This is a genomic window from Streptomyces sp. NPDC046759 (assembly GCF_040645475.1).
Lineage (GTDB): Bacteria > Actinomycetota > Actinomycetes > Streptomycetales > Streptomycetaceae > Streptomyces.
The window spans coordinates 90,038-116,057 of the sequence record NZ_JBEYYJ010000025.1; the positions used below are offsets into that span (position 1 = coordinate 90,038).

At 72.2% G+C, this 26,020-nt stretch carries 27 protein-coding genes and 1 tRNA gene; 14 read left to right on the forward strand and 14 right to left on the reverse strand.

Features of this window, described 5'->3' with window-relative positions; genetic code table 11:
- Positions 1-62: 62 nt before the first annotated feature.
- The 7 genes from ABZ919_RS29545 to ABZ919_RS29575 all read right to left on the reverse strand — a co-directional run bounded on the left by ABZ919_RS29545 (position 63) and on the right by ABZ919_RS29575 (position 6,152).
- Positions 63-656: a SigE family RNA polymerase sigma factor gene (locus ABZ919_RS29545; RefSeq protein WP_361253548.1), complete on the reverse strand. Its 594-nt coding sequence runs from the start codon at positions 654-656 to the stop codon at positions 63-65.
- Between the two features lie 216 nt (positions 657-872).
- On the reverse strand, positions 873-2,039 hold the full coding sequence (locus ABZ919_RS29550) for a lipid-transfer protein (protein WP_361253550.1): 1,167 nt from the start codon (positions 2,037-2,039) through the stop codon (positions 873-875).
- Complete coding sequence (locus tag ABZ919_RS29555) at positions 2,036-2,464, reverse strand: MaoC family dehydratase (RefSeq protein WP_361253552.1); 429 nt, start codon at positions 2,462-2,464, stop codon at positions 2,036-2,038. Before ABZ919_RS29555 ends, ABZ919_RS29550 begins: the two co-directional genes overlap by 4 nt.
- A 3-nt stretch (positions 2,465-2,467) precedes the next feature.
- Complete coding sequence (locus tag ABZ919_RS29560; protein WP_361253554.1) at positions 2,468-3,520, reverse strand: acyl-CoA dehydrogenase family protein; 1,053 nt, start codon at positions 3,518-3,520, stop codon at positions 2,468-2,470.
- Position 3,521: 1 nt separating this feature from the next.
- Positions 3,522-4,451, reverse strand: coding sequence for a bifunctional MaoC family dehydratase N-terminal/OB-fold nucleic acid binding domain-containing protein (locus ABZ919_RS29565; protein ID WP_361253556.1), 930 nt, complete (start codon positions 4,449-4,451; stop codon positions 3,522-3,524).
- Positions 4,448-5,599, reverse strand: coding sequence for an acyl-CoA dehydrogenase family protein (locus ABZ919_RS29570; RefSeq protein WP_361253557.1), 1,152 nt, complete (start codon positions 5,597-5,599; stop codon positions 4,448-4,450). The genes ABZ919_RS29565 and ABZ919_RS29570 overlap by 4 nt, the downstream gene beginning before the upstream one ends.
- 235 nt (positions 5,600-5,834) lie before the next feature.
- Positions 5,835-6,152, reverse strand: coding sequence for a hypothetical protein (locus ABZ919_RS29575; RefSeq protein WP_361253559.1), 318 nt, complete (start codon positions 6,150-6,152; stop codon positions 5,835-5,837).
- A gap of 366 nt (positions 6,153-6,518) precedes the next feature.
- On the opposite strand from ABZ919_RS29575, the gene ABZ919_RS29580 reads away from it, so the two are divergent.
- Positions 6,519-7,391 carry a bifunctional DNA primase/polymerase gene (locus ABZ919_RS29580; protein ID WP_361253561.1) on the forward strand — a complete coding sequence of 291 codons (873 nt, stop codon included), beginning with the start codon at positions 6,519-6,521 and terminating at the stop codon, positions 7,389-7,391.
- 517 nt (positions 7,392-7,908) lie between these two features.
- On the opposite strand, the gene ABZ919_RS29585 is transcribed toward ABZ919_RS29580, so the two are convergent.
- The gene (locus ABZ919_RS29585) at positions 7,909-8,370 is read right to left on the reverse strand and encodes a hypothetical protein (RefSeq protein ID WP_361253563.1); all 462 of its coding nucleotides are present in this window, start codon (positions 8,368-8,370) and stop codon (positions 7,909-7,911) included.
- 227 nt (positions 8,371-8,597) lie between these two features.
- Here ABZ919_RS29585 and ABZ919_RS29590 point away from each other — a divergent pair, with 227 nt between their 5' ends.
- The 3 genes from ABZ919_RS29590 (at position 8,598) to ABZ919_RS29600 (ending at position 9,865) form a co-directional block, all read left to right on the forward strand.
- The gene (locus ABZ919_RS29590) at positions 8,598-8,795 is read left to right on the forward strand and encodes a hypothetical protein (RefSeq protein ID WP_361253645.1); all 198 of its coding nucleotides are present in this window, start codon (positions 8,598-8,600) and stop codon (positions 8,793-8,795) included.
- A 258-nt stretch (positions 8,796-9,053) separates the two neighbouring features.
- The gene (locus tag ABZ919_RS29595; protein ID WP_361253565.1) at positions 9,054-9,344 is read left to right on the forward strand and encodes a hypothetical protein; all 291 of its coding nucleotides are present in this window, start codon (positions 9,054-9,056) and stop codon (positions 9,342-9,344) included.
- Positions 9,345-9,604: 260 nt separating this feature from the next.
- The gene (locus ABZ919_RS29600) at positions 9,605-9,865 is read left to right on the forward strand and encodes a hypothetical protein (RefSeq protein WP_361253567.1); all 261 of its coding nucleotides are present in this window, start codon (positions 9,605-9,607) and stop codon (positions 9,863-9,865) included.
- A gap of 124 nt (positions 9,866-9,989) precedes the next feature.
- Here the strand turns inward: ABZ919_RS29600 and ABZ919_RS29605 are convergent.
- Together ABZ919_RS29605 and ABZ919_RS29610 are read right to left on the reverse strand one after the other, a co-directional pair.
- Positions 9,990-10,076, reverse strand: a tRNA-Ser gene (locus ABZ919_RS29605).
- Positions 10,077-10,162: 86 nt separating this feature from the next.
- Entirely contained in the window at positions 10,163-11,692 is a 1,530-nt protein-coding gene (locus tag ABZ919_RS29610) for a trypsin-like peptidase domain-containing protein (RefSeq protein WP_361253569.1), read from the reverse strand.
- Positions 11,693-11,951: 259 nt separating this feature from the next.
- Between ABZ919_RS29610 and ABZ919_RS29615 the strand changes: the two genes are divergently transcribed.
- The 3 genes from ABZ919_RS29615 (at position 11,952) to ABZ919_RS29625 (ending at position 14,944) form a co-directional block, all read left to right on the forward strand.
- Positions 11,952-12,782: a glycerophosphodiester phosphodiesterase gene (locus tag ABZ919_RS29615; protein WP_361253570.1), complete on the forward strand. Its 831-nt coding sequence runs from the start codon at positions 11,952-11,954 to the stop codon at positions 12,780-12,782.
- 188 nt (positions 12,783-12,970) lie between these two features.
- Positions 12,971-13,609 (forward strand): ATP-binding protein, encoded by a 639-nt coding sequence (locus ABZ919_RS29620; RefSeq protein WP_361253572.1) that lies wholly within the window; start codon positions 12,971-12,973, stop codon positions 13,607-13,609.
- 372 nt (positions 13,610-13,981) lie between these two features.
- Positions 13,982-14,944, forward strand: a complete 963-nt coding sequence (locus ABZ919_RS29625; protein ID WP_361253574.1) for a DUF5926 family protein — start codon at positions 13,982-13,984, stop codon at positions 14,942-14,944.
- 242 nt (positions 14,945-15,186) lie between these two features.
- On the opposite strand, the gene ABZ919_RS29630 is transcribed toward ABZ919_RS29625, so the two are convergent.
- Together ABZ919_RS29630 and ABZ919_RS29635 are read right to left on the reverse strand one after the other, a co-directional pair.
- Entirely contained in the window at positions 15,187-15,780 is a 594-nt protein-coding gene (locus tag ABZ919_RS29630) for a hypothetical protein (protein WP_361253647.1), read from the reverse strand.
- A gap of 237 nt (positions 15,781-16,017) precedes the next feature.
- Positions 16,018-16,683 carry a bifunctional DNA primase/polymerase gene (locus ABZ919_RS29635; protein ID WP_361253575.1) on the reverse strand — a complete coding sequence of 222 codons (666 nt, stop codon included), beginning with the start codon at positions 16,681-16,683 and terminating at the stop codon, positions 16,018-16,020.
- A 610-nt stretch (positions 16,684-17,293) separates the two neighbouring features.
- On the opposite strand from ABZ919_RS29635, the gene ABZ919_RS29640 reads away from it, so the two are divergent.
- The 3 genes from ABZ919_RS29640 to ABZ919_RS29650 all read left to right on the forward strand — a co-directional run bounded on the left by ABZ919_RS29640 (position 17,294) and on the right by ABZ919_RS29650 (position 21,774).
- On the forward strand, positions 17,294-18,679 hold the full coding sequence (locus ABZ919_RS29640; RefSeq protein ID WP_361253577.1) for a PP2C family protein-serine/threonine phosphatase: 1,386 nt from the start codon (positions 17,294-17,296) through the stop codon (positions 18,677-18,679).
- A 179-nt stretch (positions 18,680-18,858) separates the two neighbouring features.
- Positions 18,859-20,316 carry an aminopeptidase P family protein gene (locus tag ABZ919_RS29645; protein WP_361253579.1) on the forward strand — a complete coding sequence of 486 codons (1,458 nt, stop codon included), beginning with the start codon at positions 18,859-18,861 and terminating at the stop codon, positions 20,314-20,316.
- A gap of 93 nt (positions 20,317-20,409) precedes the next feature.
- Positions 20,410-21,774, forward strand: a complete 1,365-nt coding sequence (locus ABZ919_RS29650) for a PLP-dependent aminotransferase family protein (protein ID WP_361253581.1) — start codon at positions 20,410-20,412, stop codon at positions 21,772-21,774.
- Here the strand turns inward: ABZ919_RS29650 and ABZ919_RS29655 are convergent.
- Together ABZ919_RS29655 and ABZ919_RS29660 are read right to left on the reverse strand one after the other, a co-directional pair.
- Positions 21,771-22,304 carry a GNAT family N-acetyltransferase gene (locus ABZ919_RS29655; protein ID WP_361253649.1) on the reverse strand — a complete coding sequence of 178 codons (534 nt, stop codon included), beginning with the start codon at positions 22,302-22,304 and terminating at the stop codon, positions 21,771-21,773. The genes ABZ919_RS29650 and ABZ919_RS29655 overlap by 4 nt on opposite strands.
- Before the next feature lie 46 nt (positions 22,305-22,350).
- Positions 22,351-22,797, reverse strand: a complete 447-nt coding sequence (locus tag ABZ919_RS29660) for an ATP-binding protein (RefSeq protein WP_361253583.1) — start codon at positions 22,795-22,797, stop codon at positions 22,351-22,353.
- 186 nt (positions 22,798-22,983) lie between these two features.
- On the opposite strand from ABZ919_RS29660, the gene ABZ919_RS29665 reads away from it, so the two are divergent.
- The 4 genes from ABZ919_RS29665 (at position 22,984) to ABZ919_RS29680 (ending at position 26,007) form a co-directional block, all read left to right on the forward strand.
- Positions 22,984-23,829: a hypothetical protein gene (locus ABZ919_RS29665; RefSeq protein WP_361253585.1), complete on the forward strand. Its 846-nt coding sequence runs from the start codon at positions 22,984-22,986 to the stop codon at positions 23,827-23,829.
- Between the two features lie 147 nt (positions 23,830-23,976).
- Positions 23,977-24,756, forward strand: coding sequence for a YcnI family protein (locus tag ABZ919_RS29670; RefSeq protein ID WP_361253587.1), 780 nt, complete (start codon positions 23,977-23,979; stop codon positions 24,754-24,756).
- Between the two features lie 127 nt (positions 24,757-24,883).
- On the forward strand, positions 24,884-25,537 hold the full coding sequence (locus ABZ919_RS29675; protein WP_361253589.1) for an SCO family protein: 654 nt from the start codon (positions 24,884-24,886) through the stop codon (positions 25,535-25,537).
- A gap of 17 nt (positions 25,538-25,554) precedes the next feature.
- Positions 25,555-26,007, forward strand: coding sequence for a copper chaperone PCu(A)C (locus ABZ919_RS29680; protein WP_361253591.1), 453 nt, complete (start codon positions 25,555-25,557; stop codon positions 26,005-26,007).
- Positions 26,008-26,020: the final 13 nt, after the last annotated feature.

Consider the following 26,020-nt stretch of genomic DNA (forward strand, 5'->3'; position numbering starts at 1 on the left):
GTTGCGCTGATTCTGCTCACATACCGCGCGGTATGTCACTAGGGGGAGGCGAATTGGAGGGGCTAACGCACCAGGCCCAGCTCGGGATCCTCGCGCAGTTTGGCCAGCGCGCGGGACACGGCCGACTTCACCGTGCCCACCGACACCCCGAGCACCTCCGCGGTCTGGGCCTCGCTGAGGTCCTCGTAGTAGCGCAGGACGACCATCGCCCGCTGCCGCGCCGGAAGTTTCGTGATCGCCCGCCACATGGCGTCGTGCAGCGCCTGCCGTTCGGCCGGGTCGTCGTCGCCCGGTACCGGCTCCGGCTCGGGCAGCTCTTCGCAGCTGAACTCGTCCACCTTGCGCTTGCGCCACTGCGAGGTCCGTGTGTTCAGCAGCGCCCGGCGCACATAGCCGTCGAGCGCCCGCTGGTCCTCGATCCGCTCCCAGGCCACATAGGTCTTGGCGAGCGCGGTCTGCAGCAGGTCCTCGGCATCGCTCGGGTTCGCGGTCAGCGAGCGCGCGGTGCGCAGCAGGACCGGCTGACGGGCCCGCACATACGCCGCGAACGTCGGGTACGCGGGAGCCTCCCCGCTCGGCCGGAGCCGGGAGTGGGGCAGGGCCTGCCGCCCGGGTGCGGCGGCGGCCGAGGCGCTGGTGCAGACGGGTGTGGTCATGGCTCCACGCTAGGAGCGCGGCCCCCTCCGCCGGATCGGCCGCAGGTCCCGAAGCGGAGTCCCCCTCAGGTTGTAGGGGTGGGGTCCGCTCCACCTCCTGAAGGTGGACGGCGGGCCCAACCGGTCTGCGGGTCAGACCCTGACTCGGCACCGATCCCCCTGGCCGTCCCCACCGGGCCGACCCTGATCCCCGGGCGGAGGTCCGGGCCGGGGCGGTCAGGTGTCCGTCGTCAGGAGCAGACCCGATGTCGGTACTCCGGTGCCGGCCGTCACCAGGGTGCGTGCCGCGCCCGGTATCTGGTTCACCGACGTGCCCCGCAGCTGGCGCACCGCCTCCGCCATGCCGTTCATCCCGTGCAGATACCCCTCCCCGAGCTGGCCCCCGTGCGTGTTGAGCGGCAGCCGCTCCTCGGCCACGAAGTCCGCCGCCTCCCCCCTCCCGCAGAACCCGAACTCCTCCAGCTGCATCAGCACGAACGGCGTGAAGTGGTCGTACAGGATCCCCACGTCGATGTCGGCCGGCGTCAGACCGGAGGTCCGCCACAGCCGGCGGGCTACCGTGGCCGTCTCCGGCAGGCCCGTCAGATCGTCGCGGTAGAAGCTGGTCATCTGCTCCTGCGCCCGGCCTGCCCCCTGTGCGGCCGCCGCGATCACCGCGGGCGGATGCCGCAGGTCCCGGGCCCGCTCCACGGAGGTGACGACGAGCGCCTGGCCGCCGTCGGTCTCCTGACAGCAGTCCAGCAGCCGCAGCGGCTCCACGATCCAGCGGGACGCCGCGTGTTCGGCCAGGGTGATCGGGCGGCCGTGGAAGTACGCCGCCGGATTGGTCGCCGCGTACCTGCGGTCCATCACGGCCACATGCCCGAACACCTCCGGCGTCAGCCCGTACGCGTGCAGATACCGCTGGGCCGCCATCGCCACCCAGGAGGCCGGGGTGAGCAGCCCGAACGGCAGCACCCAGCCGAGCGCCACACCTTCCGCCGAGGGCTCGCGGTGCTGCACGCCGGCACCGAATCTGCGGCCCGAGCGCTCGTTGAAGGCGCGGTAGCAGACCACGACCTCCGCCACGCCCGCCGCCACCGCCAGCGCCGCCTGCAGAACCGTCGCGCAGGCCGCGCCGCCGCCGTAGTGCACCCGGGAGAAGAAGGACAGCTCGCCCATCCCGCAGGCCTGGGCGACCGTGATCTCCGGGTTGGTGTCCATCGTGAACGTCACCATCCCGTCCACGTCCGCCGGGACCAGACCGGCGTCGTCCAGGGCGGCCCGCACCGCCTCCACGGCCAGCCGCAACTCGCTGCGCCCGGAGTCCTTGGAGAACTCGGTGGCTCCGATCCCGGCGATCGCGGCGCGGCCGCCCAGGGTGTCGCGGGCGTTGCGGCTCATGAGGCACCCTCCGAGGCGGGGGCCGACGTGGCCGTCGGGACCGTCACCGTCACCGTGCCCGTGACATGGGTGCCGAGGGCGTTGGCGCCGACGACCCGAACGGTGGCCCTGTCCCCGTCGACCGCCTCGACCCTGCCGTTCAGCACCAGCGTGTCGCCCGGGTAATTGGGCACGCCCAGCCTGATGGCGACCTTGTGGAGCACGGCCGCCGGACCGAAGTGGTCGGTGATGTACCTGCCGACCAGGCCGTTCGTCGTCAGGATGTTCATGAAGACGTCCGGCGAGCCCTTCTGCCGGGCCGCCTCGGCGTCGTGGTGCACGTCCTGGTAGTCGCGTGACGCGATCGCCCCCGCCACGATCAGCGTCCGCGTGACCGGGATCTCCAGCGGGGGCAGCTCGGCGCCCGCCGTCGGCGGCGTCCTCATCTCTCACTCCCCACGCGCGATCAACTCCCCCAGTTCCTGGAGCACTTCGGCCCCGCAGCCCAGATGGGCGTCCAGCTGCCTGCCCCACAGGAAGTGCCGGTGCACCGGATGGCCGAGGTCGGCGCCCGCCCCGCCGTGCAGATGCTGGCCGGTGTGCACCACCCGGGTCCCCGCCTCGGACGCCCACCAGGCGGCGGTCAGCGCATGGGAGGCGTACGGCAGTCCCGCGTCCCGCCGCCAGGCGGCCTCGTAGGCGGTCACCCGTATCGCCTCGATGTCCATGTGGGCGTCGGCGGCGCGGAGCTGGACGGCCTGCCGGGTGGCGAGCGGGCGCCCGAACTGCTCCCTGCTGCCGACGTGTGCCACGGCCCGTGCCAGGGAGCCCGCGCACACCCCGGCCTGCAGTCCCGCGAAGGCCGTACGCGCGGTGGCCAGGACGTCGGCGCAGGCGCCCGGGCCGCCCAGCGGCTCGGCCGGTGCCCGGGCGAGAGTGAGACGGCCCGCCGACCAGGGGGCCGTCAGCTCGACCGGAGTGATGCCCGTGCCCCGGCCGAGCGGCGCCAGCCACAGCCGGCGGCCGGTGCCGGCGACGAGGACATGGGTGGCATCCCGCAGCCAGGGCACGACGGGTACGGTGCCGGACAGCTCACCCGGCGCCGAGGCTCGTACCGCATCCCGCGCGGCCGAGCTCCCTACGGCGACCTGCGCGGGAAACGCGCCCGTGATCACCGCCGAGCCGTCCTCCAGGGCCGGGAGCAGCCGGTCCCGCTGCTCGGGGCTGCCGTGGGCGGTGACCGCCAGGACGCCGTACACACAGCTCGCCGCATAGGGCACCTGGGCCGTCACACGCCCCTGTTCCTCCAGGAGCAGCACCAGTCCGAGCAGGCCCAGATCCGCCACCGCGCCGACCAGGCCGGCCGCGCACAGCGCCTTCCACAGGTCCGGGTCGCTGCCGGTGCCCGCGGCCTTCAGCCGCTCGTGCGTGGAGAGGTCGCCGAAGATCCGCGCGGCCAGTTCACGGGCCTCACTCTGGGCGTCGGTGGGCGTGAAGTCCATGTCAGACCCCGCCCTCGCCCTCGGCCACCCGGAAGACCGGCAGGACGAGCGCGCCTCCGGCGTCCTCGTAGGTGCGGAACTCCACCCGGACCGGCAGGCCGATGCGCACCTTGTCGTACGGGACCCCGGTCACGTTGCTCACCATCCGTACGCCCTCGGCGAGTTCGACGAGGGCGACCGCATAGGGCGGCTCGAAGGCCGGGAAGGGCGGGTGGTGCATCACCACGTAGGAATGGACCGTGCCCGCGCCGGACGCCTCGACCGTGTCCCAGTCCAGGCAGCCGCATGCGTTGCAGCCCGGCAGCCAGGGGTGGCGCAGGGTCCCGCAGCCGGCACAGCGCTGGACGAGGAGCCGGTGCTCGGCCACGCCCTGCCAGAAGCCGGCGTTGTCCCGGTTGACCACGGGGCGGGGGCGCGGGGCCGGGGGTGTGCGGCGTGCCGGGGCGTACTTGAGGATGCGGAAGCGGTGCCTGCCCACGAGGTCGCCGCCGGCCCGGACGTCCGTGCGGGTGGTGACGAAGTACCCGGTGCCCAGCTTCGTGGCCTTGCGGTCGGAGACCGACTCGATCACCGAGTCGAACGTGACCCGGTCCCCTGGGCGCAGGGGCCGCAGGTACTCCTGCTCGCAGTCGGTGGCCACCACGGCCGTGCAGCCCGCCGCGTCGAGGAGGGACAGCAGTTCGTCGTAGGCGCCCGTGCGGCCCTCGTGCCCGGACAGGCCTCCCATCGTCCAGGCCTGAAGCATGGTGGGCGGGGCGATGGCGTCCGGGCCGCTGTAGGCCGGGTTGGTGTCGCCCATGGCCTCGCACCAGTGCCGGATCATCGGCGCGTTCACCGGGTCCTTGCCCACCCCGGCGACGGCGGCGGCCTGCTCCTCGTATGCCTTCAGGCGCGCGCCGAGCGGGTCGGGAACCGGCTCCGCCGTGCTCACCGCCGCCCCCTGGCCATCCCGAGCCGCGTCGTCGCGACGATCTCCCGCTGCACCTCGCTCACCCCGCCCCCGAACGTGTTGATCTGCGCCGCCCTGTTCAGCCGCTCCAGCTCGCCGTCCCCGAACACACCCGGCGAACCGGAGCGGACCAGGGCCGCCTCCCCGGCGATCTCCTGGCACATGCGATACGTCGCGGCAGCCGACTCGGTTCCCGCGAACTTCACCCCGCTCGCGTCCCCGGGGGCCAGCCGCCCCGCCCCCACGTCCGCCACCAGACGCCAGCTGAGCAGGCGCGATGCCGCCAGCCGGGCATGCGCTTCGGCCGCCCGGAAGCGCACCCATGGCTCGTCGATCCGGCGCCTGCCCGTCACCGGATCGGGTGTACGGGCGGCGGCGAGCGCGGCGGCGAGGAAGTGCTCCGCCTGCATGCCGAGGGCGGCGAGCGCGACCCGCTCGTGGTTGAGCTGGCCGGTGATCAGCGACCAGCCCTCGTTCTCGGTGCCGACCAGGCTGTCGGCCGGGACGCGGACGCCGTCGTAGAAGGTGGCCGTGGTCGTCTGACCGCCCACCGTCTCGATCGGCGTCCAGGAGAACCCCGGCGCGTCGGTCGGCACGACGAGGACGGAGATCCCCCGGTGTCTCGGCGCCCGCGGGTCGGTGCGGCAGGCGAGCCAGATCCAGTCGGCGTGCTGGGCGCCCGAGGTGAAGACCTTCTGCCCGTCGATCCGCCAGCCGTCGCCCTCGCGTACGGCGCGGGTGCGCAGCGCGGCCAGGTCGGTGCCGGCGGAGGGTTCGGTGTATCCGATCGCGAAGACGGCCTCGCCGCTGAGGATGCGGGGCAGGAAGTGGGCCTTCTGCGGCCCGCTGCCGTACTTCATGAGGGTGGGGCCCACGGTGTTGAGGGTGACCATGGAGACCGGGGCGCCGGCCCGGTGCGCCTCGTCGAAGAACACGAACTGCTCGTCGGGGCCGCGGCCCTGGCCGCCGTACCCGACCGGCCGGCCGAGGCCGAGCCAGCCGTCGGCGCCGATACGGCGCAGCACGGCACGGGAGCCGGCCGGTTCGGGACGCGGGGGCAGCACGGACCGGAAGTAGGCGCGCAGTTCGGCGCGCAGGCGTTGCTGCCGTTCGGTGGGGGCGAGGTGCACGGCGGGGGCCCTCCCGGCCTCGTGTACCTGACAGGACAGTTTCTGACTGTCCGTCAGATATGATCGCCTGTCAAGGTCGGCCACCTGTCACGGCCGGCCGCCCACCTCGGCGACGGCACCGGCACCGGCACCCGGATACACCTGCGCGGCGGTACCGAGTACCGCCGCGCAGACGCGTTACGACCCCTGAGCACACCCCTGGAGACCCCTCACCGGGAGGGACCTCGCCCGAGGCTCACCACAGAGGGGTGAAGTGGATGGCCGCGTTCTCGTTGCCCTGCTGGACGGCTGTGAACGCGGAACCGTTGACCTGGGCGCTGTTGCTCTGGTTCGAGGCACCGTTGCCGACCGCGTTCTGCTGCGTGGTGGACGCGTTTCCGTTGTTGTCGTGGCCGACTCCGCTGCCGATGATGCCCGCCACACCGGTGTTGGCGCTCGATCCGTTGCCCGCGAGGGCACCGTTGTCGGCGGCCGCCATGCCGCCGAAGAGGGCGACTGCGAGCGGGAGCGCGGCGACGGCGGTGAGAACGCGGGCGGTACGGATGCTTGCCATGTTGTTCCTCCAGAACCAAGCACTCCGGCCCTGGGGCCAGGAGTACGTCAAGTAAGGCTTGTGCCGGGGCAGTTGGCCGACCGCTCCGACTGTCGTGGACGACGTCGCGAGTCAGAGTTGCCCACCGCATCCCTGGCGAACCACCTCACAAGGCCCGATTCGCACGCAAGCGTGATGACAAGTCGATAAACCCCTTTCGCCACCTTCCGCCGCCTCGCACCCCCAGCGCCCTCCGCCACCCCTTTCCCCGCTCAAGCGACACAAGGGACGAATCGTTCCTTCACATATCCGGCCAACTTTCCCGCACCCGGCGCGCCACTACAGCCCCCTCTTCCTTTTTTCGAACAGACGTACGAACATGAAGTCATGGCCACCATCGACCGGCAGGCCACGACGCTGGCCCTCGCACACGCCCTGTCAGCCGCCGAACGCGGACTGGCCGTCATCCCCCTGTCCCGGACGAAGCTCCCGGCCCTGCGCTCCCCCCACCACGACGACCCCGACCCAGCCGGACCGCGCTGCCACGGCGCGTGCGGCCGCTTCGGCCACGGCGTGTACGACGCCTCGAGCGACCCCACCCGCATCCGCGAACTCTTCGCCGCCGCACCCTGGGCCACCGGCTACGGCATCGCCTGCGGGCTCCCGCCGTACCACCTCATCGGCGTCGACCTGGACACCAAGTCCGGCACGAACTCCTCCACCGCACTGCGCGAACTCGCCCTGCGCCACCTGTTCACCATCCCGGAGACGGTCGTGGTCCGCACTCCGTCCGGCGGCCGTCACCTGTGGCTCACCGGCCCGCCGGACGTCGTCGTGCCGAACTCCGCCGGCCGCCTCGCCCCCGGCATCGACATCCGCGGCGCCGGCGGCTACCTCGTCGGCCCCGGCTCCCGCACCGACCACGGCGTGTACACGACCGCCCCCGGCACCGCGCACCTCGCCCCGGCGCCCTGTCCGCCCTCTCTGCTGCGCCTGCTCGCGCCACCGCCCCGCCCCGCGCACGCGGCCCCGCCGGCCCCCGGCGACCACGGCCGCGGCCTCGTCCAGTTCGTCCTCTCCGCACACGAGGGCCAGCGCAACACCCGCCTCTTCTGGGCGGCCTGCCGCGCCTACGAGAACGGCATCGGCCCGGCCCTGGCCGACCCCCTGACCGAGGCCGCCCTCAACACCGGCCTGACGGAACACGAGGCCCGCGCGACGATCGCCTCGGCAGCACGGATGACGGGGCACCGGCCGTGACGCGGCGCCCGGCACGCCCGGTCAGACGGCGAGCGGCGGGGGGCAGCGGGGAACGTCGCGGCAGCCGGTGACTGCCCACCAGCGCCAGTGCTCCAGGCCGGGCGGGTCCGCGTCAGGAAGCGGGTGGGAGAGCTGCGACGAGCTCGCGACCTTGAGGACGACACGGTGCAGGGAACGTCAGTTTGAGGCCGCGTTCAGACTGCGGCGGCGGTGCCTCATCAAGCCCCGGCTGCGCTCCGCTCCGCCGGGCGCGCTCCCGGCTCCGCCGCGGGCGATGCTCCTGCCTCCGGCCCGCTCCACCCGCGCTGCGCCGACGCGCGCCCACGTGTGGACAGGGCCGGTGGCCATGAGCCGATCACCGCACATCGCGGCCACGGTCAGAACGGTGCCTCCGGCAGGGGATCGGCCGGCACCGGGGTGGAGGGGGCGCCGTTCCCGGCTGCGGCCCCGTTGTGGCGGACGCTGGGGGCTCTCATCCCGCACACCATCGACCCAGGCAGAGCCGAGAGTGCTGGGTTCACCGGCCGCCCCTGGTCTCGATATGGACCCTCGTCAGCGCAAACAGGATCAGGAGGTCAAGTGTCATCGCAGGGATGGCCCACAACGGGTAGTACGGAACGAACATGAACTGGGTGATCAGGCTGATCCCTGCCACCGCTACACCGGCCCCGCGCCCCCAGCTCTGGTCTGTCAGGACTCCCAGGCCGGTGATGACAAGTGCCACTCCGATCACAAGGTGAATCCAGCCCCAAGCGGTCAGGTCGAACCGGTAGGCGTACCGGGACGCGGAGAACAGGGTGTCCTGTGCGATGCCGGACGCGCCCATGAGAATGCTGAGGGGCCCGCTGAGCAGCATCATGGTCCCGGCGAACGAGGCAGCATCGTTGATCGTTTCGCCGCTGCCGGGCTTTCCGGGTCCTCTCCGTGTCCTGTCCGGCACCGTTGTCATGGCAGCACCCTTCCTGTACAGCGCGGTCACCGACGCACACTGCCCGTGCGTGGCCAGCCACGCTCCCCCTGACAGCATCACTGCAATCCTTCGACACCGCGACTGCAACCCTCGTCGCCATCACGGCATTGCCGGGGGTGCCGCGAAGGGTGCCCCCGAGCTGATGGAGCGACAGCCGCCCCAGACCCGAGCCCGACCCCGATGACGTGACCTGGATCGAGCCACCAGTTTGCGCGGAATGCGGCGGTTCGATTCCCGTGTACCCCACGACCTACGACCGATGGGTCAGTCTCGCCATGGTGGAGTTGCCCGCCAAAGACGTCCCAGAGGCCTTCAGGTGGCGTTTGATGAGACTTCCGACCCGATCTCCCTCATCCCCGCCGATATCGTGGCCGTACGGGTCCGTGGAATCGATCCACTGCCGAGCGAACCCGTCGTACCGGCTCACAGCATGATGTGCGTCCCCGAGTGGGGTGAGCCGTAGATCACTCAGCGGGGGTCCAGCCCGTCCCCTTCGCGTGTCCGATCGGGCGGCAAGTGGCGGGGAGTAGCGGGGAACACCGGAGAGCGAGCCGGGGAACCGCAGGTCAGCGAAGTGCCAGCTCAGGCCCGGTCCGCACACGCGATCTTCCAAACTGGTGCTCTACGACACCGCCAGGCCCGCCACCCAAAGCCGTTCGACCCGTGCCGTAGCCTTCCCGCGGAGGGGTGCCATGTCAGCGTGGATCATGTTGGGTGCCGGCTGCTTTTTCGTAGCCATGGGCGTGTTCACCTTGAGTGGCCGAGGGACTGCGGCGTATACGCCGTCGCCTTGGGCTGGTTGGGGCTGGATAGCGATGGGTGGCGGCTTCGTCTTGGACGGAGGACCCAAACTCCTCGGCTTCTCTTCCGCAGCGGCGGCGGCTCTTTCCGCCGTGGCTATGGGGCTGATCGTGCTTGGTGCGGTGCTTCAGGTCTGGCGCGGAGCGTTCGCCAAGGCTCGTCGTGCTGGCGACGGTGACTGAGTGGCGCCCCCACTCCCTATCCAGGACGACCGTCAAGTGGGCCGCTGATGCCTGACACCAGCGGCTGACACCAACAAGGGCGGACGAAGGCAAATCAGGGCGAACCCTGGCGACCGCTCCCACGCCGCATGGCGGCCAAGATCCAGTGCCTAGAGCTCGCGATGATTGACCTGATTAAGGATGAGGCCGGACTGCAAAGCTGGCGCGGAGCAGTCACCCATCGACGGACGGGCCTACGCCGACCACGCTACGGTCCAGCCATGTCCAACGATGCGCCCGATCCCTTCAAGGAAGTCATGACTCGTGAGTCCCTTGCCGTCATGATCCACAGCCTTTGTGACGACTTTCACCGACGAGGCGAGGAGTGGGAGAACCGCACCGTAGAGGACTACCTCGGTGCGCTCGCCGCGTGGATCACGGACTCGCCCGGCTCCTACCGGTACCTCGGCGAAGAGCTGCCGCCGGACGGCGACTGGACGTTCTTTGCGCGGGCCCTCAGCGCGGCTGTCGTCTACGAGTAGCCGAAGGGCCGTGCCCTTGCCGTGCCCGATCGACCGGTAACTGACGGGGAACCGCGGTGATTGACGGACAGTGCACATGAGAACGGCCCCCGACCGACTTACCTGGTCAGGGGCCGTTCACCTGCGGAGGCGGTGGGATTTGAACCCACGGTGACATCGCTGCCACGACGGTTTTCAAGACCGTTCCCTTCGGCCGCTCGGGCACGCCTCCCGGCATCGCCCACCTGGGGCGGAGCGGGTACAGCGTACCGGGACCGAACGGTCGGCGGGCGCGGTGGGGCGTACGACCTCTCGGGATCAGTTGTCGCCCGCCCGGGAGCCCAGGGTCAGTTCGGCCGTGTGCTCCTGGCCGCCCCGCTTGTAGGTGATGGTGACCTTGTCGCCGGGCTTGTGGGTCCAGATCTCGCCGATCAGGGTCGGGCCGCTGTCGATCACCATGTCGTCCAGCTTGGTGATGACGTCACCGGGCTTGAGGCCCGCCTTGTCCGCGGGACCGCCCGCCTCGACCGCGGCGGAGCCGGCCGCACCCTGGTCGGTGATCTTCGCGCCGTTGGTGGAGTCCTCCAGGGAGACGGAGGCGCCGATCTTGGCGTACACCGGCTTGCCGTTCTTGATCAGTTCCTGGGCGACGTACTTGGCCTGGTTGATCGGGATGGCGAAGCCGAGGCCGATCGAGCCGGCCTGGCCGGAGCCGCCGAAGCCGCCGCCGCTGTTGGTGGACTGGATCGCCGAGTTGATGCCGATGACCGCGCCGGAGGCATCCAGCAGCGGACCGCCGGAGTTGCCCGGGTTGATCGACGCGTCGGTCTGCAGGGCGCTCATGTACGACGCCTTGCTGGTGGAGCTGCCGTCGCTGGAGGCCACCGGGCGGTTCTTGGCGCTGATGATGCCGGTGGTCACGGTGTTGGACAGGCCGAAGGGGGCGCCGATGGCGATCGTCTCGTCGCCGACGGCGACCTTGTCGGAGTCGCCGAGGGCGAGGGGCTTGAGGTCCGACGGGGGGTTCTTGAGCTTGATGACCGCCACGTCGTAGCCCTGGGCGTGGCCGACGACCTCGGCGTCGTACTTCCGGCCGTTCGGGAACGTGGCGGTCAGCTTGCCGCCGTCGAGGGCGTCCGCCACCACGTGGTTGTTGGTGACGATGTGGCCCTGGGTGTCGAAGACGAAGCCGGTGCCCGTGCCGCCCTCGCCGCTGTTGCTCTCCGCCTCGATGGTGACGGTGCTGGGCAGGGATTTGGCGGCCACGTTGGCGATCGTGCCGGGCGCGCGCCTGACCTGCGCGGCGTTGCTGTCGGAGGCGGAGACGGTGGTGGAGCCGTTGTTGTCGCTGTCCTTGGCGAGGGTGTAGCCGAGGCCGCCGCCCAGGCCGCCCGCCACCAGCGCGGCCACGAGAACCGCGGCGACCAGTCCGCCGCGGCCGCTGCGCGGCTTGGGGGCGGGCTGCTGGTACGACGCTCCCCAGACCCCGGGGCCGTCCGTGCCACCCCCGCCGAAGCCGCCGGCACCGTGGGACGGGCCCTCGCCGTACGGCGGGGTGCCCGACGGCGGGGGCGGCCAGGAACCGCCGGGCGCCGCGCCGGGGGCGGACGGACCGGGGGCGTGCGGTCCGGGGGCGTGCGGGGTGCCGGGGCCGCCCGGCTGCGCTCCGGCGGCGGGGTCGGGCTGCGCCCCAGCGATCGCCGGAGCGTCCTGCGGGACCGGCGGGAGGGGGGCCGTCGGTTCGTTGCCCGCGGGAACGGCTCCCTGCGGGGCTGTGGGAGAGGCCACCGGCACGGGAGGTGCGGACGGGGCCGGGGGTACCTCGTTGCCCTCGTTCTCGGTGCTCACAGCTCTTCTCCTCGATCCACGGCTGTTTGTTCTCGGTCGCACTCGTCACGCTCGGCAGCTGTGCATGGTGCTGTGGTCAGTCTTCACTGTTCCGTTTGTATGCAGTCAGCTTTTCCCATGGGCCGTCAGAGCACCATAAGCGGTGGCTGTGGGTCCGCGGCCACTCTTTACACAAGGCTTTTCCGGCAAAAGTTATATAAACGGGCAGCAGGCGCGCCCGGCCACCCCGCGTACCGCCGGACGGTGGCACCATGACGCGGTGACCCACGCACCACAGCGCTCCATCCAAGTCGTCGCCCACCGGGGCGCCTCCGAGGATGCGCCCGAGCACACCCTGGCCGCCTACAGGAAGGCGATCGAGGACGGCGCCGACGCCCTCGAGTGCGACGTACGGTTGACCGCGGACGGCCATCTGGTCTGCGTCCACGACCGGCGGGTGAACCGTACCTCCAACGGCCGCGGCGCCGTCTCGGCGCTCGAACTGGCCGACCTCGCCGCCCTCGACTTCGGCTCCTGGAAGACGCGCGAACCCTGGCGCGGGCGGGACGAGGAGCCCGACTGGGTGAACCGGCCGGAGGACCCGGCGGACACGTCCGTGCTGACTCTCGAGCGCCTGCTGGAGCTGGTCGCCGACGCCGGGCGCCGGGTGGAGCTGGCCGTCGAGACGAAGCACCCCACGCGCTGGGCCGGCCAGGTCGAGGAGCGGCTGCTGTCGCTGCTCAAGCGGTTCGGCCTGGACGCGCCGGCCTCCGCCGCCGAGTCGCCGGTCCGGATCATGAGTTTCTCGGCGCGTTCGCTGCACCGCGTGCGTGCCGCCGCGCCGACGCTGCCGACGGTCTACCTGGTGCAGTTCCTCACCCCGCGGCTGCGCGACGGCCGGCTGCCCGCGGGCGTGCGGATCGCGGGACCCTCGATCCGCATCGTGCGCAACAACCCCGCCTATGTGGAGCGGCTCAAGCGCGCCGGTCACCAGGTGCACGTGTGGACCGTGAACGAGCCCGAGGACGTCGACCTCTGCGTGGAGCTGGGCATCGACGCGATCATCACCAACCGCCCGCGCGCGGTGCTGGGTCGGCTGGGTCGGCTGTGATCCCGTGCGGCCACTGTGACCTAAAGAGGCCGGTAAGGACCCGCGTACACCCCTTGACCCGGCTGTGCGGCTGCTGAATCCTCCACTCTCGGCCACACCACTGAAATCCAGCCATGCGACGACCAGAGGAAGAGGCCCTCGTCACAGGGAGTGCTCCGGCGCGTTCGCTCCGCACAAGGCCGTTGCGAATGCGTCAGCGGAAGGGGATTGGCCGGTTTCCGGTACAGGCCAAGGGGGCATCCACACCGTGGCGTGGGGCAAAGGAGGTCTCGGGGGTGGCGTTGGTGGTGGCACAGGAGGTGCCCACGTCGTCGAGCATGGCCGTTCCCCATGGTCCTGCGGGCGTGGGGAAGGCGAGGCACCGGATGCGTTCGCAGTTGCGCAGCGGTGGCGTGGCCGAATCGGTCATCGACGATGCCGTACTGATCCTTTCCGAACTGCTGAGCAATGCCTGCAAGCACGGGCGACCCCTGGGTGACGCGCTCTCCGGCGACGGCGACGTGCGCGCCTCGTGGGGGGTCGACACGCGCGGCCGGCTCGTCGTCGAGGTGACCGACGGCGGCGGTCCGACCCGCCCGGCGCCGGCCACCCCGTCGGTGACCGCGCACGGCGGCCGGGGGCTGAACATCATCACGGCCCTGGCCGACGACTGGGGTGTCCGGGACGACGTCCACGGCGAGGTGACGGTCTGGGTGGTGGTCCACGAGGACGTCCACGACCCCGATGCCGGGTGCCGCCGCGACGCTTTCGCTACGCGCGTCGCGTCTCCCGCCCTCGCGGGCATGGCCGACCTGGACTTCGCGGACGCGTTCGAGGGCCTGGACTGACGAGGCGCACCACACCCGCGGGCCGATGGGCGAGTGCCTCAGGCCCGCGGGTCGAGCGCCTCAGCCCCGCGGGTCGAGCGCCTGACGCCCGCGAGTCGGGGGACGGGTGCCGAGCCGGTGCAGCGAGGGCGGCGCCGTCGAGCACGGTGCCGAAAGCGCGGCTGGAAACCGGGGCTGGACGGCCTCGGCCGCTCCTGGACCGACGGATCCGGCCGACGGCCCGGACCGGCCCGCGGGCACACCGGGACCGTCCGCCGGTTCACACGGTCGGCGTCGAGCGGACGTGCGTTGTCCACAGGTTCCCGACGGTCACGGCCGTAGGGGCTAGGCTCGCGCCCGTACGAGAAGCGCCGTAACCGGGAGACACCCACGATGGCCAAGAAGCGACCCCAGACGAAGGCCAAGCCGCAGCTGACGGATGAGGAGATCCCGGTTGTCGGAGCCCGCGAGCCCTGCCCCTGCGGCAGCGGCCGGCGCTACAAGGCGTGCCACGGCCGTGCAGCGGCGCACGCGGTGACCGAGTTGGTGCACCGCCCGTTCGAGGGGCTGACCGGCGAGTGCGACTGGGTGGCGCTGCGCGAGCTGGTGCCGGCGGCGACGGTCGGGCTGACCCTCAAGGAGGGCCTGCCCGAGGGCGTTCCGTCGGTCACGCTGGCCACAGTGCTGCCGATGGCCTGGCCCGCGCTGCGCCGCGACGACGGCTCGGTCCTGCTCGGCCTGCAGAACGACACGTCGTCCGGCGACCTCAGCCGCGACCTCGCCGACACCCTCCAGCGGGCCCTCGAGGCCGAGCCCGGCACCCCGGTGCAGGGCCGCCGCGCCCCGGCCGGCGGTCCGCGGCTGCAGGAGCTGCTCGACCTCGACACGCCGTTCGAGCCGGTCGTGCACAGCGGCTTCGAGTTCTGGGTGCCGGACGCGGAGAACGCCACGCCCGAGGTGACCGCCTCCCTGGAGCGGGCCAACGCCGCGGCCATCCCTACGGCGAGGCTGACCGGTGTGGACGCCGCGTACTGGTGCGAGACCCCGGAGAAGAACCACCTGCGCTGGGTCATGCCGCACCCCGAGGAGCAGCTTCTGGACGCTCTCGCGCGGCTGCACGCGGCGGGCCGTTCCAGCCTGGGCGAGGGCACCCGGCTCGTGGGTTCCTTCCGTGCTCACGGCCTCACCGTGCCGGTGTGGGACCTGCCGAGCGGGGTCACGGCGGACGACGTGGAGAAGCCGGCCGCCGAGTTCGCCGAGCGTCTCGCCGCGGCGCTGGCCGTCACCGAGCCGCTCACGGCGGAGGAGCGCCGGGCACGCGGCGGACTGACCAACCGGCAGGTCACGCTCAGCTGACAGCCGCCGTGCGCGTGCCACGACTGAACGGTCGGTAAGGCGCGCGCACGGCCGCGAAACAGGTGACTCCTGTCACAACTCCCCCTGGTGACAGGGAAATCGGTGGCCGAATGACCGAGCCGGAATTTGCGAACCGCCGATCTCTTGTTACCGTTCCAGTAGCCCGGTTGCTGGTGCATCCCCCGTCGCCAGCAACCGGGTCTTTCCATGTCCGCGCGCGGTGGGCGCCGCGTCGGGGATGATCAACTGCTGCGGGGGACTCCGGAGTTCCCGCCCACGTCCGCGGAGTCGCTGCCCGAGCGCAGCAGCAGCCCGCCGTCGGCCCCGGGCTCGGCGAACTCGGTGACGGCGGTGTAGGCATCCATTCCGCCCTCGCTGCGCCGCCGGGGTGTCTCGCAGGTGGCGGGCTCGTCGTCGGTGCCGGTGAGACAGCGCATCTGCACGTTGTGGCCGTCCGGGCCCATCAGGCTCAGCGCGGAGTCCAGTGCCTTGCCGGTGGCGTTGCGGTAGTAGGTGCGTGCCCAGGTGTCAGCGCCCTGGGTCAGTACGCAGGTCTGCGCCTCGATTCCCTCGGGGGACGTGAGCTGGGGGCCGCAGCGCGCGGCGGTGGCCAGGCCGAGCCCGAGCAGGCCGGCCTGCCTGCCGGACGAGGGAGCCTTGGCGTCCGACCCGGAGCCCTCCGCATGCCGCCCGAAGTCCCCGGTGCTCTCGGCGGATTCGCCGGTGTGCCGGGCGCCCTCCGACGCGCCGACGCGCCCCGGGACCGGCGGGGCGTCCGGTGCCTTCGCCGTCACGGCGTTGCGGGTGGCCTCACCCACCTGCCTGGCGGACGCCATGGCCAGCGGCAGCACGACCGCGGCCGTCACGGTGCCCACGAGCGCGAGCAGCCGCAGGGTTCGGGGGTCGGGCCGGCGCACCACCGCCGGGCGCACCCCTGCCGACGGCGCCGCGCGTCGCGGTGACCGGCGGCTGTGCCGCCCGGAGCCCCGGCGGCCGTGTCCCCCAGAAATTCGCAGCATGTGCGGACGATAACGAGCAAGCGGTGCCCGCCCGCCGCGCCCGCGCCGACACCCTTACAACTCGGGCGCGCTCACACCCGTACGAGTGAGGGCGTCGACCACGGCGTCGACCACGGCCTCCACATCGGGCACCCAGGGCGAGGCCGAGCCGGGCAGCGGGGCGCGCTCCCAGCGGACGGCACCCTGGCCGGTCTCGGAAGGGGGCAGGGCGAGGTAACCGCCCTCGCCGTGGAAGCGCAGGGAGCCGGGGACGAAGTCCTTGGCGTAGAGCAGTTCGCCCAACTGCTCCATGGAGTACGGCTTGACGAGCAGCGCCCAACGGGTCGGCGAGGCGATCACCGGGCCGAGACGCATGCCGCGCCGGTCGAGCAGGGCGAGAGCGCGGGAGGCGGCGAGCGCCGGCAGGCTGACCGCGCAGGGCGCCTTGCCCCCCGTGGCCAGGACGATCGGCGCGGCCGGCCGGTTGGTCCACCACCAGCGCACCATGCGGGCGTCGGTCGTGGCCGCGAGCAGGCCGGGGTCGAAGGGGTGCGCACCGGGCACCGTGCACTCGGGGTCGGGGCAGCCGCAGCGGGCCCGGCCCTGCGGGTCCGGCGCCACGCCCGGGAGTACGGGCCACTGCCACTCGGTCGCGAAGGTCAGGGCCGCGCTGATCAGCTCAGGCCTCCCGTCGTTCCGCCTGGACAGGAGCCTGCGTCGCCTTCCGAGGATCTCGCGCATGAGCGCTCGTTCCTTTCCGTTGCACCGCTGGCAACACCGTGGTCCACATCACACCATGTGTCGGTCACTTCACTGTGCGTACCTATGGGCGCATCACACCCCCGCGTACGGCAGGGGGAACCCCAAGGGGTCGAGCATGGGCCGCGTCCGCGTCCCCGGTGCGTCTGACACAAGCACGGTTGCGGCGTGGGGGTGGCGAAGTATGGCGTTTTGCCGTCGCGCGTGTTTCTCTCCGCCTCCGCCAAGGAGGATGGGGCTCGGCCGTCGGTGGCTATGACGCCCGGGTCCGTCGCCAGGTTCCGGGTGGCCCCCAACCACCCCTGGCCTTCACCGAGTACGTACCCATCACGACCGCTGTGACGCTCCGTGGAGCAAGGCCAGTCGACCGCAATGAACCGATACCCGAGGCAGTTTTCAGCCAACTTGGCAGTAAGGCAAGGGGTTCGAGAAAAACCTCGTACGACCCATGGACACCAGGAATCCCAGCAGGACAATGCTGGACATCCCCTCACGAGTGCGTGTACATGTGGAGACACTGCTAGCGGCGCAGAATGACATGGGGGTTTGCGATGCTTTTCAGCAATACGCACCGGTCTGAAGGCCGGACGCCATGAACGCCCCGCACCCTCCGAAAGTGGCTGGAATCGATTCAGCAGTTCCGGCGCCCGCACACACTGCGCCCACTCCCCCCGCCCCGTGCCCGGACGCCGCCCCCGTCCCCGCCCCGAGCGCCCCCGCGCCCAGCGCCCTCCTGCAGGACAGGCTGGCCGGCTGGGTCTCGGACCTCACCACCCTCCACGAACTCACCGAGCGCCTGTCCCGCACGAACACACTGGAAAGCGCCCTGCACGAACTGCTGCGCGCCGGAGCCGCCCTGGTCGGCGCCCGCCGCGGCCTGGTCGTCCTGGAGCCCGGCGACGGACACGGCCCCCGCACCACCCTCGGCCTCGGTCTCGGCCGCGCCGACCTCGGCCACATCGAGACGGTCCCGCGCGGCGCGCTGCCGTACGACACGGGCACGGCCGCCGAGATCGTCCACCCCGATCTGCTCGCCGAGGACGGTCTGGATCCCCGGCACCGGGAGGTGGCTGTCCGCCTCGGTTACGCCGCCAGCTACGCCCTGCCCCTGGCGAGCGAACCCGCCGGCCGCCTCGGCGCCGCCGTCTGGCTCTACGACGAACCGGCCGAACCCGACGAACGCCGACGCCACCTCGCCGGCCTCTACGTCCGGCACGCCAGCGAGCACCTGGCCCGGCTGGTGGAGGTGGAGCGCACCCGCGCGCGCATGGCGACCATCACCGAGGAACTGCTGCCGAGCCGGCTGCCCCGCGTGCCGGGCGTCCAGCTCGCCGCCCGGCACCGCACCGGCCAGCGCGGCGGCGGCGACTGGTACGACGCGCTGCCGCTGCCGGACGCCGCGCTCGGCCTCTCCGTCGGCTCGGTCACCGGCTCCGGCGCGAGCGCTGTCGCCGCGATGGGCCGGCTGCGCGCCTCGCTGCGGGCCTACGCCGTGATGGAGGGCGAGGACCCGGTCGCGGTCCTGTCCGATCTGGAGCTGCTGCTGCGGCTGACCGAGCCCGCCCGCTCGGCCACCGCGCTGTTCGCCTACTGCGAGCCCGCCCTGCGCAAGATCACCCTGGCCGGCGCCGGGCACAGCCCGCCGCTGCTGATCGGCGAGCGGCGCACCGAGTTCGCCGAGACCTCCGTCTCCGCCCCGCTCGGCATGCTCGCCTGCTGGGAGGCGCCCAGCGTGGAGATCCAGGCCGAGGCCGGGGAGACGGTCCTGCTCTACACCGACGGGCTGCTGCACCGTACCGGCGACGCGATGGACCGCGCCTTCGTCCGCCTGCACTCGGCCGCCGCGAGCATCCCGCGTGCGGTGCGTCACGACCCGGGTGCCGTCGCCGACCACGTCCTGCGCACCGTTCTGCCGGACGGCCTGGACGGGGCCGACAGCGAGGAGGACGTGGTGCTGCTGGCGGCCCGCTTCGACTGAGCGGCACCTGGGACCCGCGTCCGGGCAGCGCCCGCGCGCCGGCATGACCGGGCATAGCAGGGCATCCGTCCCTGGTCCGCCCACGGTACGACCGTACGATGATGGAGGCCCCCCGCTCGGTCACAGTCGCGAGCGCCGGGCCGCCGGGGGAGATCAGAAGGCGTATCGAGGAGGATCACGTGTCCGACGAACTCAACCCGGAGACCCCGGAGGAGTCCGAGGAGCCCATCAAGCAGCGGAAGAACGGCCTGTACCCGGGCGTCTCCGACGAGCTGGCCGAGAACATGAAGTCCGGCTGGGCCGACACGGAGCTGCGTGACCTGGAGCCGATCCCGCAGGCCGCCGAGACCGCGCGCCGCCGCGCCGCGCTCTCCGCCCGCTTCCCGGGCGAGCGCCTGGTGATCCCGGCGGGCAACCTGAAGACCCGCTCGAACGACACCGAGTACCCCTTCCGCTCCTCGGTCGAGTACGCCTACCTCACCGGCAACCAGACCGAGGACGGCGTCCTGGTCCTGGAGCCCAGCGGCGACGGCCACGAGGCGACGATCTACCTCCTGCCCCGCTCCAACCGTGAGAACGGCGAGTTCTGGCTCTCCGGCCAGGGCGAGCTGTGGGTCGGCCGCCGGCACTCCCTCACCGAGTCCGAGGCGCTGTACGGCATCCCCGCCTCCGACGTGCGCGAGCTGGCCGACAGGCTGCGCGAGGCCACCGGCCCGGTGCGCGTGGTGCGCGGGCACGACGCCGGCATCGAGGCCGCCCTGACCGACAAGGTCACCGCCGAGCGCGACGAGGAGCTGCGCGTCTTCCTCTCCGAGGCCCGGCTGGTCAAGGACGAGTTCGAGATCGGCGAACTGCAGAAGGCCGTCGACTCCACGGTCCGCGGCTTCGAGGACGTCGTGAAGGTCCTGGACAAGGCCGAGGCCACGTCCGAGCGCTACATCGAGGGCACCTTCTTCCTCCGCGCGCGCGTGGAGGGCAACGACGTCGGCTACGGCTCCATCTGCGCCGCCGGCCCGCACGCCTGCACGCTGCACTGGGTCCGCAACGACGGCCCGGTCCGCTCCGGCGACCTGCTCCTGCTGGACGCCGGAGTGGAGACCCACACCCTCTACACCGCCGACGTCACGCGCACCCTCCCGGTCAACGGCGCGTACAGCGAGATCCAGAAGAAGATCTACGACGCCGTGTACGAGGCCCAGGAGGCCGGCATCGCGGCCGTGAAGCCGGGCGCCAAGTACCGCGACTTCCACGACGCCGCCCAGCGCGTGCTCGCCGCGAAGCTCGTCGAGTGGGGTCTGGTCGAGGGCCCGGTGGAGCGCGTCCTGGAGCTGGGCCTGCAGCGCCGCTGGACCCTGCACGGCACCGGCCACATGCTCGGCATGGACGTCCACGACTGCGCCGCCGCGCGGACCGAGACGTACGTCGACGGCACGCTGGAGCCCGGCATGGTGCTCACCGTCGAGCCGGGCCTGTACTTCCAGGCCGACGACCTGACCGTGCCGGAGGAGTACCGGGGCATCGGCGTCCGGATCGAGGACGACATCCTGGTCACGCAGGACGGCAACCGCAACCTCTCGGCCGGTCTGCCGCGCCGGTCCGACGAGGTCGAGGCGTGGATGGCCGCGCTGAAGGGTTGATAGGACAGTGATGGCCGGGCACCCGGGAGGTGCCCGGCCATCGGCGTGTCCTGACGAGTGCGAGGGCTGCACGTACCTAGGGGGAGGGTGTTCGTGGACGACTTCTGGTCCGGCGTGGGCGTGGACCTGCATCTCGAACCCGAGGCGGCGGACGGCCGCCGTCTGGGGCTGGAGCGGGCCCTGAGGGACGCCGTACGGGACGGGCGGCTCGTGCCCGGGACCCGGCTGCCGGCCACCCGGCGGCTCGCCACCGAACTCGGCATCTCGCGCGGCACCGCCAAGGCCGCCTACGACCAGCTCGTCGCCGAGGGCTATCTGACGGCGCGCCAGGGTTCGGGCACCCGGGTCGCCGAGCTGCCGAGCGTCGAGTCGGCGGAACCCGGCACCGCCGCACGCACGCGTGCCCCGCGTTTCGACCTGCGCCCGGGCAGCCCGGACGTCGGCGCGTTCCCCGCGGCGGCCTGGCTGCGCGCGCTGCGCCGGGCGATAGCGACGGCGCCCTCGCTGGCGTACGACTACGGCGATCCGCGCGGCCGCATCGAGCTGCGCACGGCACTGTCCGGTTATCTGGGCCGGGCGCGCGGGGTGCTCGCGCCGCCGGAGCGGATCGTCGTCACCTCCGGATACGTCCAGGGCCTGGCGCTGCTCACCCGCGTGCTGGACGGGGCCGCCGTCGCCATGGAGGACCCCGGGCTGGCGTTCCACCGGGAGGTGGTGCGGCGCAATGGCGGAACGGTTCTGCCGGTGCCGGTCGACACGCGCGGGGTGCGCCCCGAGGAGCTGGGCGAGGCCGCCGCCGTGGTGGTCACCCCGGCGCACCAGTACCCGACGGGGGTGACCCTGCACCCGGAGCGGCGGCGGGCGCTCGGCGACTGGGCACGCGCGCGTGGCGGGCTGATCGTCGAGGACGACTACGACGGGGAGTTCCGCTACGACCGCCAGCCGGTGGGCGCGCTGCAGGGCATGGCGCCCGGCCAGGTGGTGTACCTGGGCACCGCCTCCAAGACGCTCGGCCCGGCGCTGCGGCTCGGCTGGATGGTGCTGCCGCCGCACCTGGTCGAGGCGGTGGCCGACGCCAAGCTGCACAGCGACCACCACACCGAGACCATCGGGCAGCTGGCCCTCGCCGAGCTGATCGACAGCCACGCCTACGACCGGCACGTGCGCGCGTGCCGGCTGCGCTACCGGCGCCGCCGCGACCAGTTGCTGGACCGGCTGGGGGCGAGCCGCGGCGTGCACGGGATCGCGGCGGGCCTGCACGCCCTGATCGACGTGCCCGACGAGGCCGAGGCGCTGGCCCGGGCCGAGGCGGAGGGCCTGGCCCTGGGCGCGCTCGGCGACCACTGGCACACTCCCGGGCCGGGCCGCCCGCAGGGCCTGGTCGTCGGCTACGGCACGCCCCGTGAGCGGGTGTACCCGGAGGCGCTGGAGGTCCTGGCGAAGGTGCTGGACGGCTAGTGCCGGCCCGCGAGGGGATCCCGGTCGTGCAGGATCCGCTGGAAGAGCCGGCAGTCCCGCCACTTCCCGTCGATGTGCAGGTAGTCCGGGGCCACCCCGATCGGCTCGAACCCGCACTTCGCCAGCACCCGCTGGGATCCGGTGTTCGCGAGCAGCGTGGCCGCCTGGATGCGGTGCAGTCCCGCCTCGTCCCGGGCGAGGCCGCAGATCCGCTGCACCGCCGTGCTGACCAGGCCGCGGTTCTGCTGGTCCGCGGCCACCCAGTAGCCGAGGTTGCCGTTGCAGAACGGGCCCCGGACGATCCCTGACAGGGTGATCGTGCCGACGATCCGGCCGTTTGCCGCCTGGAGCACCAGCGGCACCGCCGTGCCCCCGGCGAACTCCCGCAGCAGCTCCTCGATCCGCTCCCGCTGCCCGGGCCCGGTGAAGAAGGAGGCGGGTCTGCGGGGTTCCCACGGCCGGAGGTGGTCGCGGTTCTCGGTGTACGCGGCGGAGAGGGCGTCGGCGTCCTCCCGGGCGAGGAGGCGCATCGTCACGCCGGCCGCTATGTCCACGTCGTCGATCTGCACGGACCCACTATGCCGTCAGCAGGGAAGGATCCTTCTTCCATTTGAGGATCTTGTCGAAGCTGACCACCGTGCCGCCACGGCCGGGCTTGGCGCCGATGTGGACGTGATCGGCGAGTTCCCGGATGAGGCAGAGCCCGCGGCCGTGCTCGGCGTCCACGCGCGCGGGCCGGATCTCGGGGACGCGGGGGAAACCCGGTCCGGCATCGGCCACTTCGATACGGCACTTCTCGCCGTCGAGGTACGCGGTCACCCGGTACGCCCCCGAGGAGCCGCCGTGCGAGCCGTGTCCGCCGTGCTCGACGGCGTTCGCGCAGGCCTCGGTGAGGGCGACGGACAGGTCGTAGGAGATCTCGGGGTCGACGCCCGCGGTCTCCATGGTGCCGATCAGCAGCCGCCGGGCGAGCGGCACGCTCGCGGCCTCGCGGCGCAGATGGAGTGACCACCAGATGCTCATGCTCCAGCCTCCTGGCCGCGGCTCGACATACCGTTACGTATTGCCGCCCGTAGGCGGCCGTAAGCACTCCGTTGACGTGACTCCGCCCATACGGTCGATGCGCCGTGGGAGGAATCGGTGTATGAGGGACGATCCCGCGGCCCTGCCGCGGGGCACCGGCCGGGGCAGTGCGATGATGGGCCCGCCATGACTGCCCCCCACCCGCGCACGGCGCGTCCCGGAGCCGGGCTCCGGATCCTGCGGGCCGCGGTGTTCGCCGCGGTCTGCGTCGCGCTGGCCGCGGCCGGGCACACCCTCGCCTCCTGCGCGCGGGTGCCGCTGTGGACGCTGGGCGCGGGCTTCCTCGGCTGCCTGCTGCTCGTGGTGCCGCTCGCCGGGCGGGCCCGCTCGCTGCCGGGCATCGCGGCGCTCCTCGCGTTCGGCCAGACCGCGCTGCACACGCTGTTCGGGCTGGGCCAGCACGGAACCGCCATGGCTTCCGGCGGCATGGCGACGGGGGCAGCGGGTGCGCACGGCTCCTCGCTCGCCGACACCGCACTGGTCGAGCAGGCCGCCCGGCTGCTGTGCGGGGCGAGCCCCGCGACGCTCACCCCCGGGCACGCCTTCCACCTCCTGCTCGCCGCGCACCTCGTCGACCGCTCGGGCCGGCCGGCGGCCGTCATGGGCGGCATGCACCACGTGTCCGACGCCACCGGCTCCTCCGCCGCACTGCTGCCCTCGCTGCCGATGCTGCTCGGACACGTGCTCGCGGCCGTCGCCGCCGGCTGGCTGCTGCGCCGCGGCGATCTGGCGCTGCTGCGGCTGATCGAGCTGTCGGCGCACGGAGTCACGGAGGGGGCGCTCGTACGGTCCCTGCGCGCGGCGCTCGCTCTGGCGTGCGCCCTGTGCGCCGGGTTGCTGCCCGCCTCCGCGTCCCTCCGGCTCGGCCGCCGTACCGCCCGGGACGAGGCACTCGACCCGCACACCACCGCACTCCAGCACACGGTGATCCGGCGCGGCCCGCCCGCCGCCGCTTTCCGTCTCGCCGCCTGACGCGACGCGCGCACCCCCTCCACGGGTTCACCGGAGAGGCCGCCGCCGTCGCGCGGCACACGCGCGTGCCCCCGCGCCCGAACGGCACGGCCATGCGCACGCATACCTCTCTTCGTCACCGAACTCTCAGAGTGGAGTGCTCCTGCCATGCGGGTTTCCCGTACCACTTCTCGTAGCGCGTCTCGTAGCGCCTCGCGTCACGCCTCTCGTCGCGCCCTCTCGCGTGTCGCCGCCGCCACCGCCGCGGCGGGCACGGCCGTCCTGGCGCTGTCCGCCCCCGCCTTCGCGCACGTCACCGTGCAGCCGGAAGGCACCGCGGCCAAGGGCGGCTACGCGGTCGTCGACTTCAAGGTCCCCAACGAGCGCGACACGGCCTCGACGACCGAGGTCGAGGTCAGCCTCCCGGCCGGCCACCCGATCGCCTCGGTCATGCCGGAGTCCGTCCCCGGCTGGAACGTGCAGGTCACCAAGGCCAAGCTGGACAAGCCGCTGACCATGCACGGCGAGAAGATCGACGAGGCCGTCACCAAGGTCACCTGGACCGCCGCCGACGGCAAGGGCATCCGGCCCGGCTACTTCCAGAAGTTCCCGCTCTCCCTCGGCGCCCTGCCCGAGGACACCGGCCAACTCGCGTTCAAGGCGCTGCAGACGTACTCCGACAAGGAGGTCGTGCGCTGGATCGAGGTGCCGCAGGCCGGGCAGGACGAGCCGCAGAATCCGGCGCCGGTGCTGCAGCTGTCCGCCGCGGCCGACGAGCACAGCACGGCGAACGCCGAGGACGCCTCCGACACCACCGCGAACGCGGCCGCCGCCACCGACTCCCACGACACCGACGTCACCGCCCGTGTGCTGGCCGTCGTCGGCATCGCCGTCGGCGTCGCGGGTGTCGCCTACGGCGTCCTCGCGGGACGCCGTCGTACCGCCTGAGCCCACCGTTCTGAGCCCACCGTTCCGGACCGCGCACCGGGTCGTGCGACGCTTTCGTGACCGACGCCTCGTCGCTGTCGTACGACCCCGGTGCGCCCGGAGTCACTCACATCTGGGACATTTCTCTATGCGCAAGAAGACGTTCGCCGCGGCCGCGCTGATCGCCGCCGCCACCGTGACCCTCTCCGCCTGCGGCAGCGGCAACGACGGCAAGTCGCCGGTCTCCGTGGTCTCGGAGGAGTCCGGCTCGGGCAAGGCCGCCACCGTCCTCGACCAGCCCTTCCAGAAGCCGGACCTGGTCCTCACCGACACGCACGGCAAGAAGTACGACCTCCGCAAGGAGACCGGCGGCCACCCGACCCTGCTGTACTTCGGATACACCCACTGCCCCGACATCTGCCCGACGACGATGAGCAACATCGCCGTCGCCAAGAAGGCCCTGCCCCGGACCGAGCAGAACGACCTCCGGGTCGTGTTCGTCACCACCGACCCCGGCCGCGACACCCCGGCCGAGCTGGGCAAGTGGCTCAAGGGCATCGACCCGCAGTTCATCGGCCTGACCGGGGACTTCGCCACCATCCAGGCCGGTGCCCGCTCCGTCGGCATCTCCGTGGAGCCGACCAGGAAGGACAAGAACGGCAAGCTCGCCTCCGTCCACGGCACCCAGGTCATCGTCTTCTCCCCGAAGACGAACGGCGGTTACGTCCTCTACGGCGACGAAGCCACGGTCGACGACTACACCAAGGACCTCCCCAAGCTCGTCAAGGGGGCGAACCCGTGAGACGCCACCCTGCCGTCATGACCGCGGCCGCCGCTCTCGCCGCCGCCCTGGCCCTCGCGGGCTGCTCGGACTCCGGGTCCGCCGCAGGCTCCGGGAAGGCCGAACTGTCCGTGAGCGGGCCGTACATGCCGCAGCCGGTCTCCGCCGACATGGCCGCCGGGTTCCTGACGATCACCAACAAGGGCGGCGCCGAGGACGAGCTGACCTCGGTGACCAGTGAGGTCGCCGGCCAGGTCACCATGCACAGCACCATGGGCGGAGCCATGCGGCAGAAGAGCTCCTTCGCCGTACCCGCCCACGGTCAACTCGTGTTCAAGAGCGGCGGCAACCATCTGATGTTCGAGAAGCTGAGGCGCAAGCCGAAGCAGGGCCAGACGGTCACGGTGAAGATCACCTTCGCCAAGTCCGGGCCCCTCACCGTCGAGATGCCGGTGAAGTCCGCCACGTACAACCCGTCGACCGGCCATTGAGGGAGGGAACGAC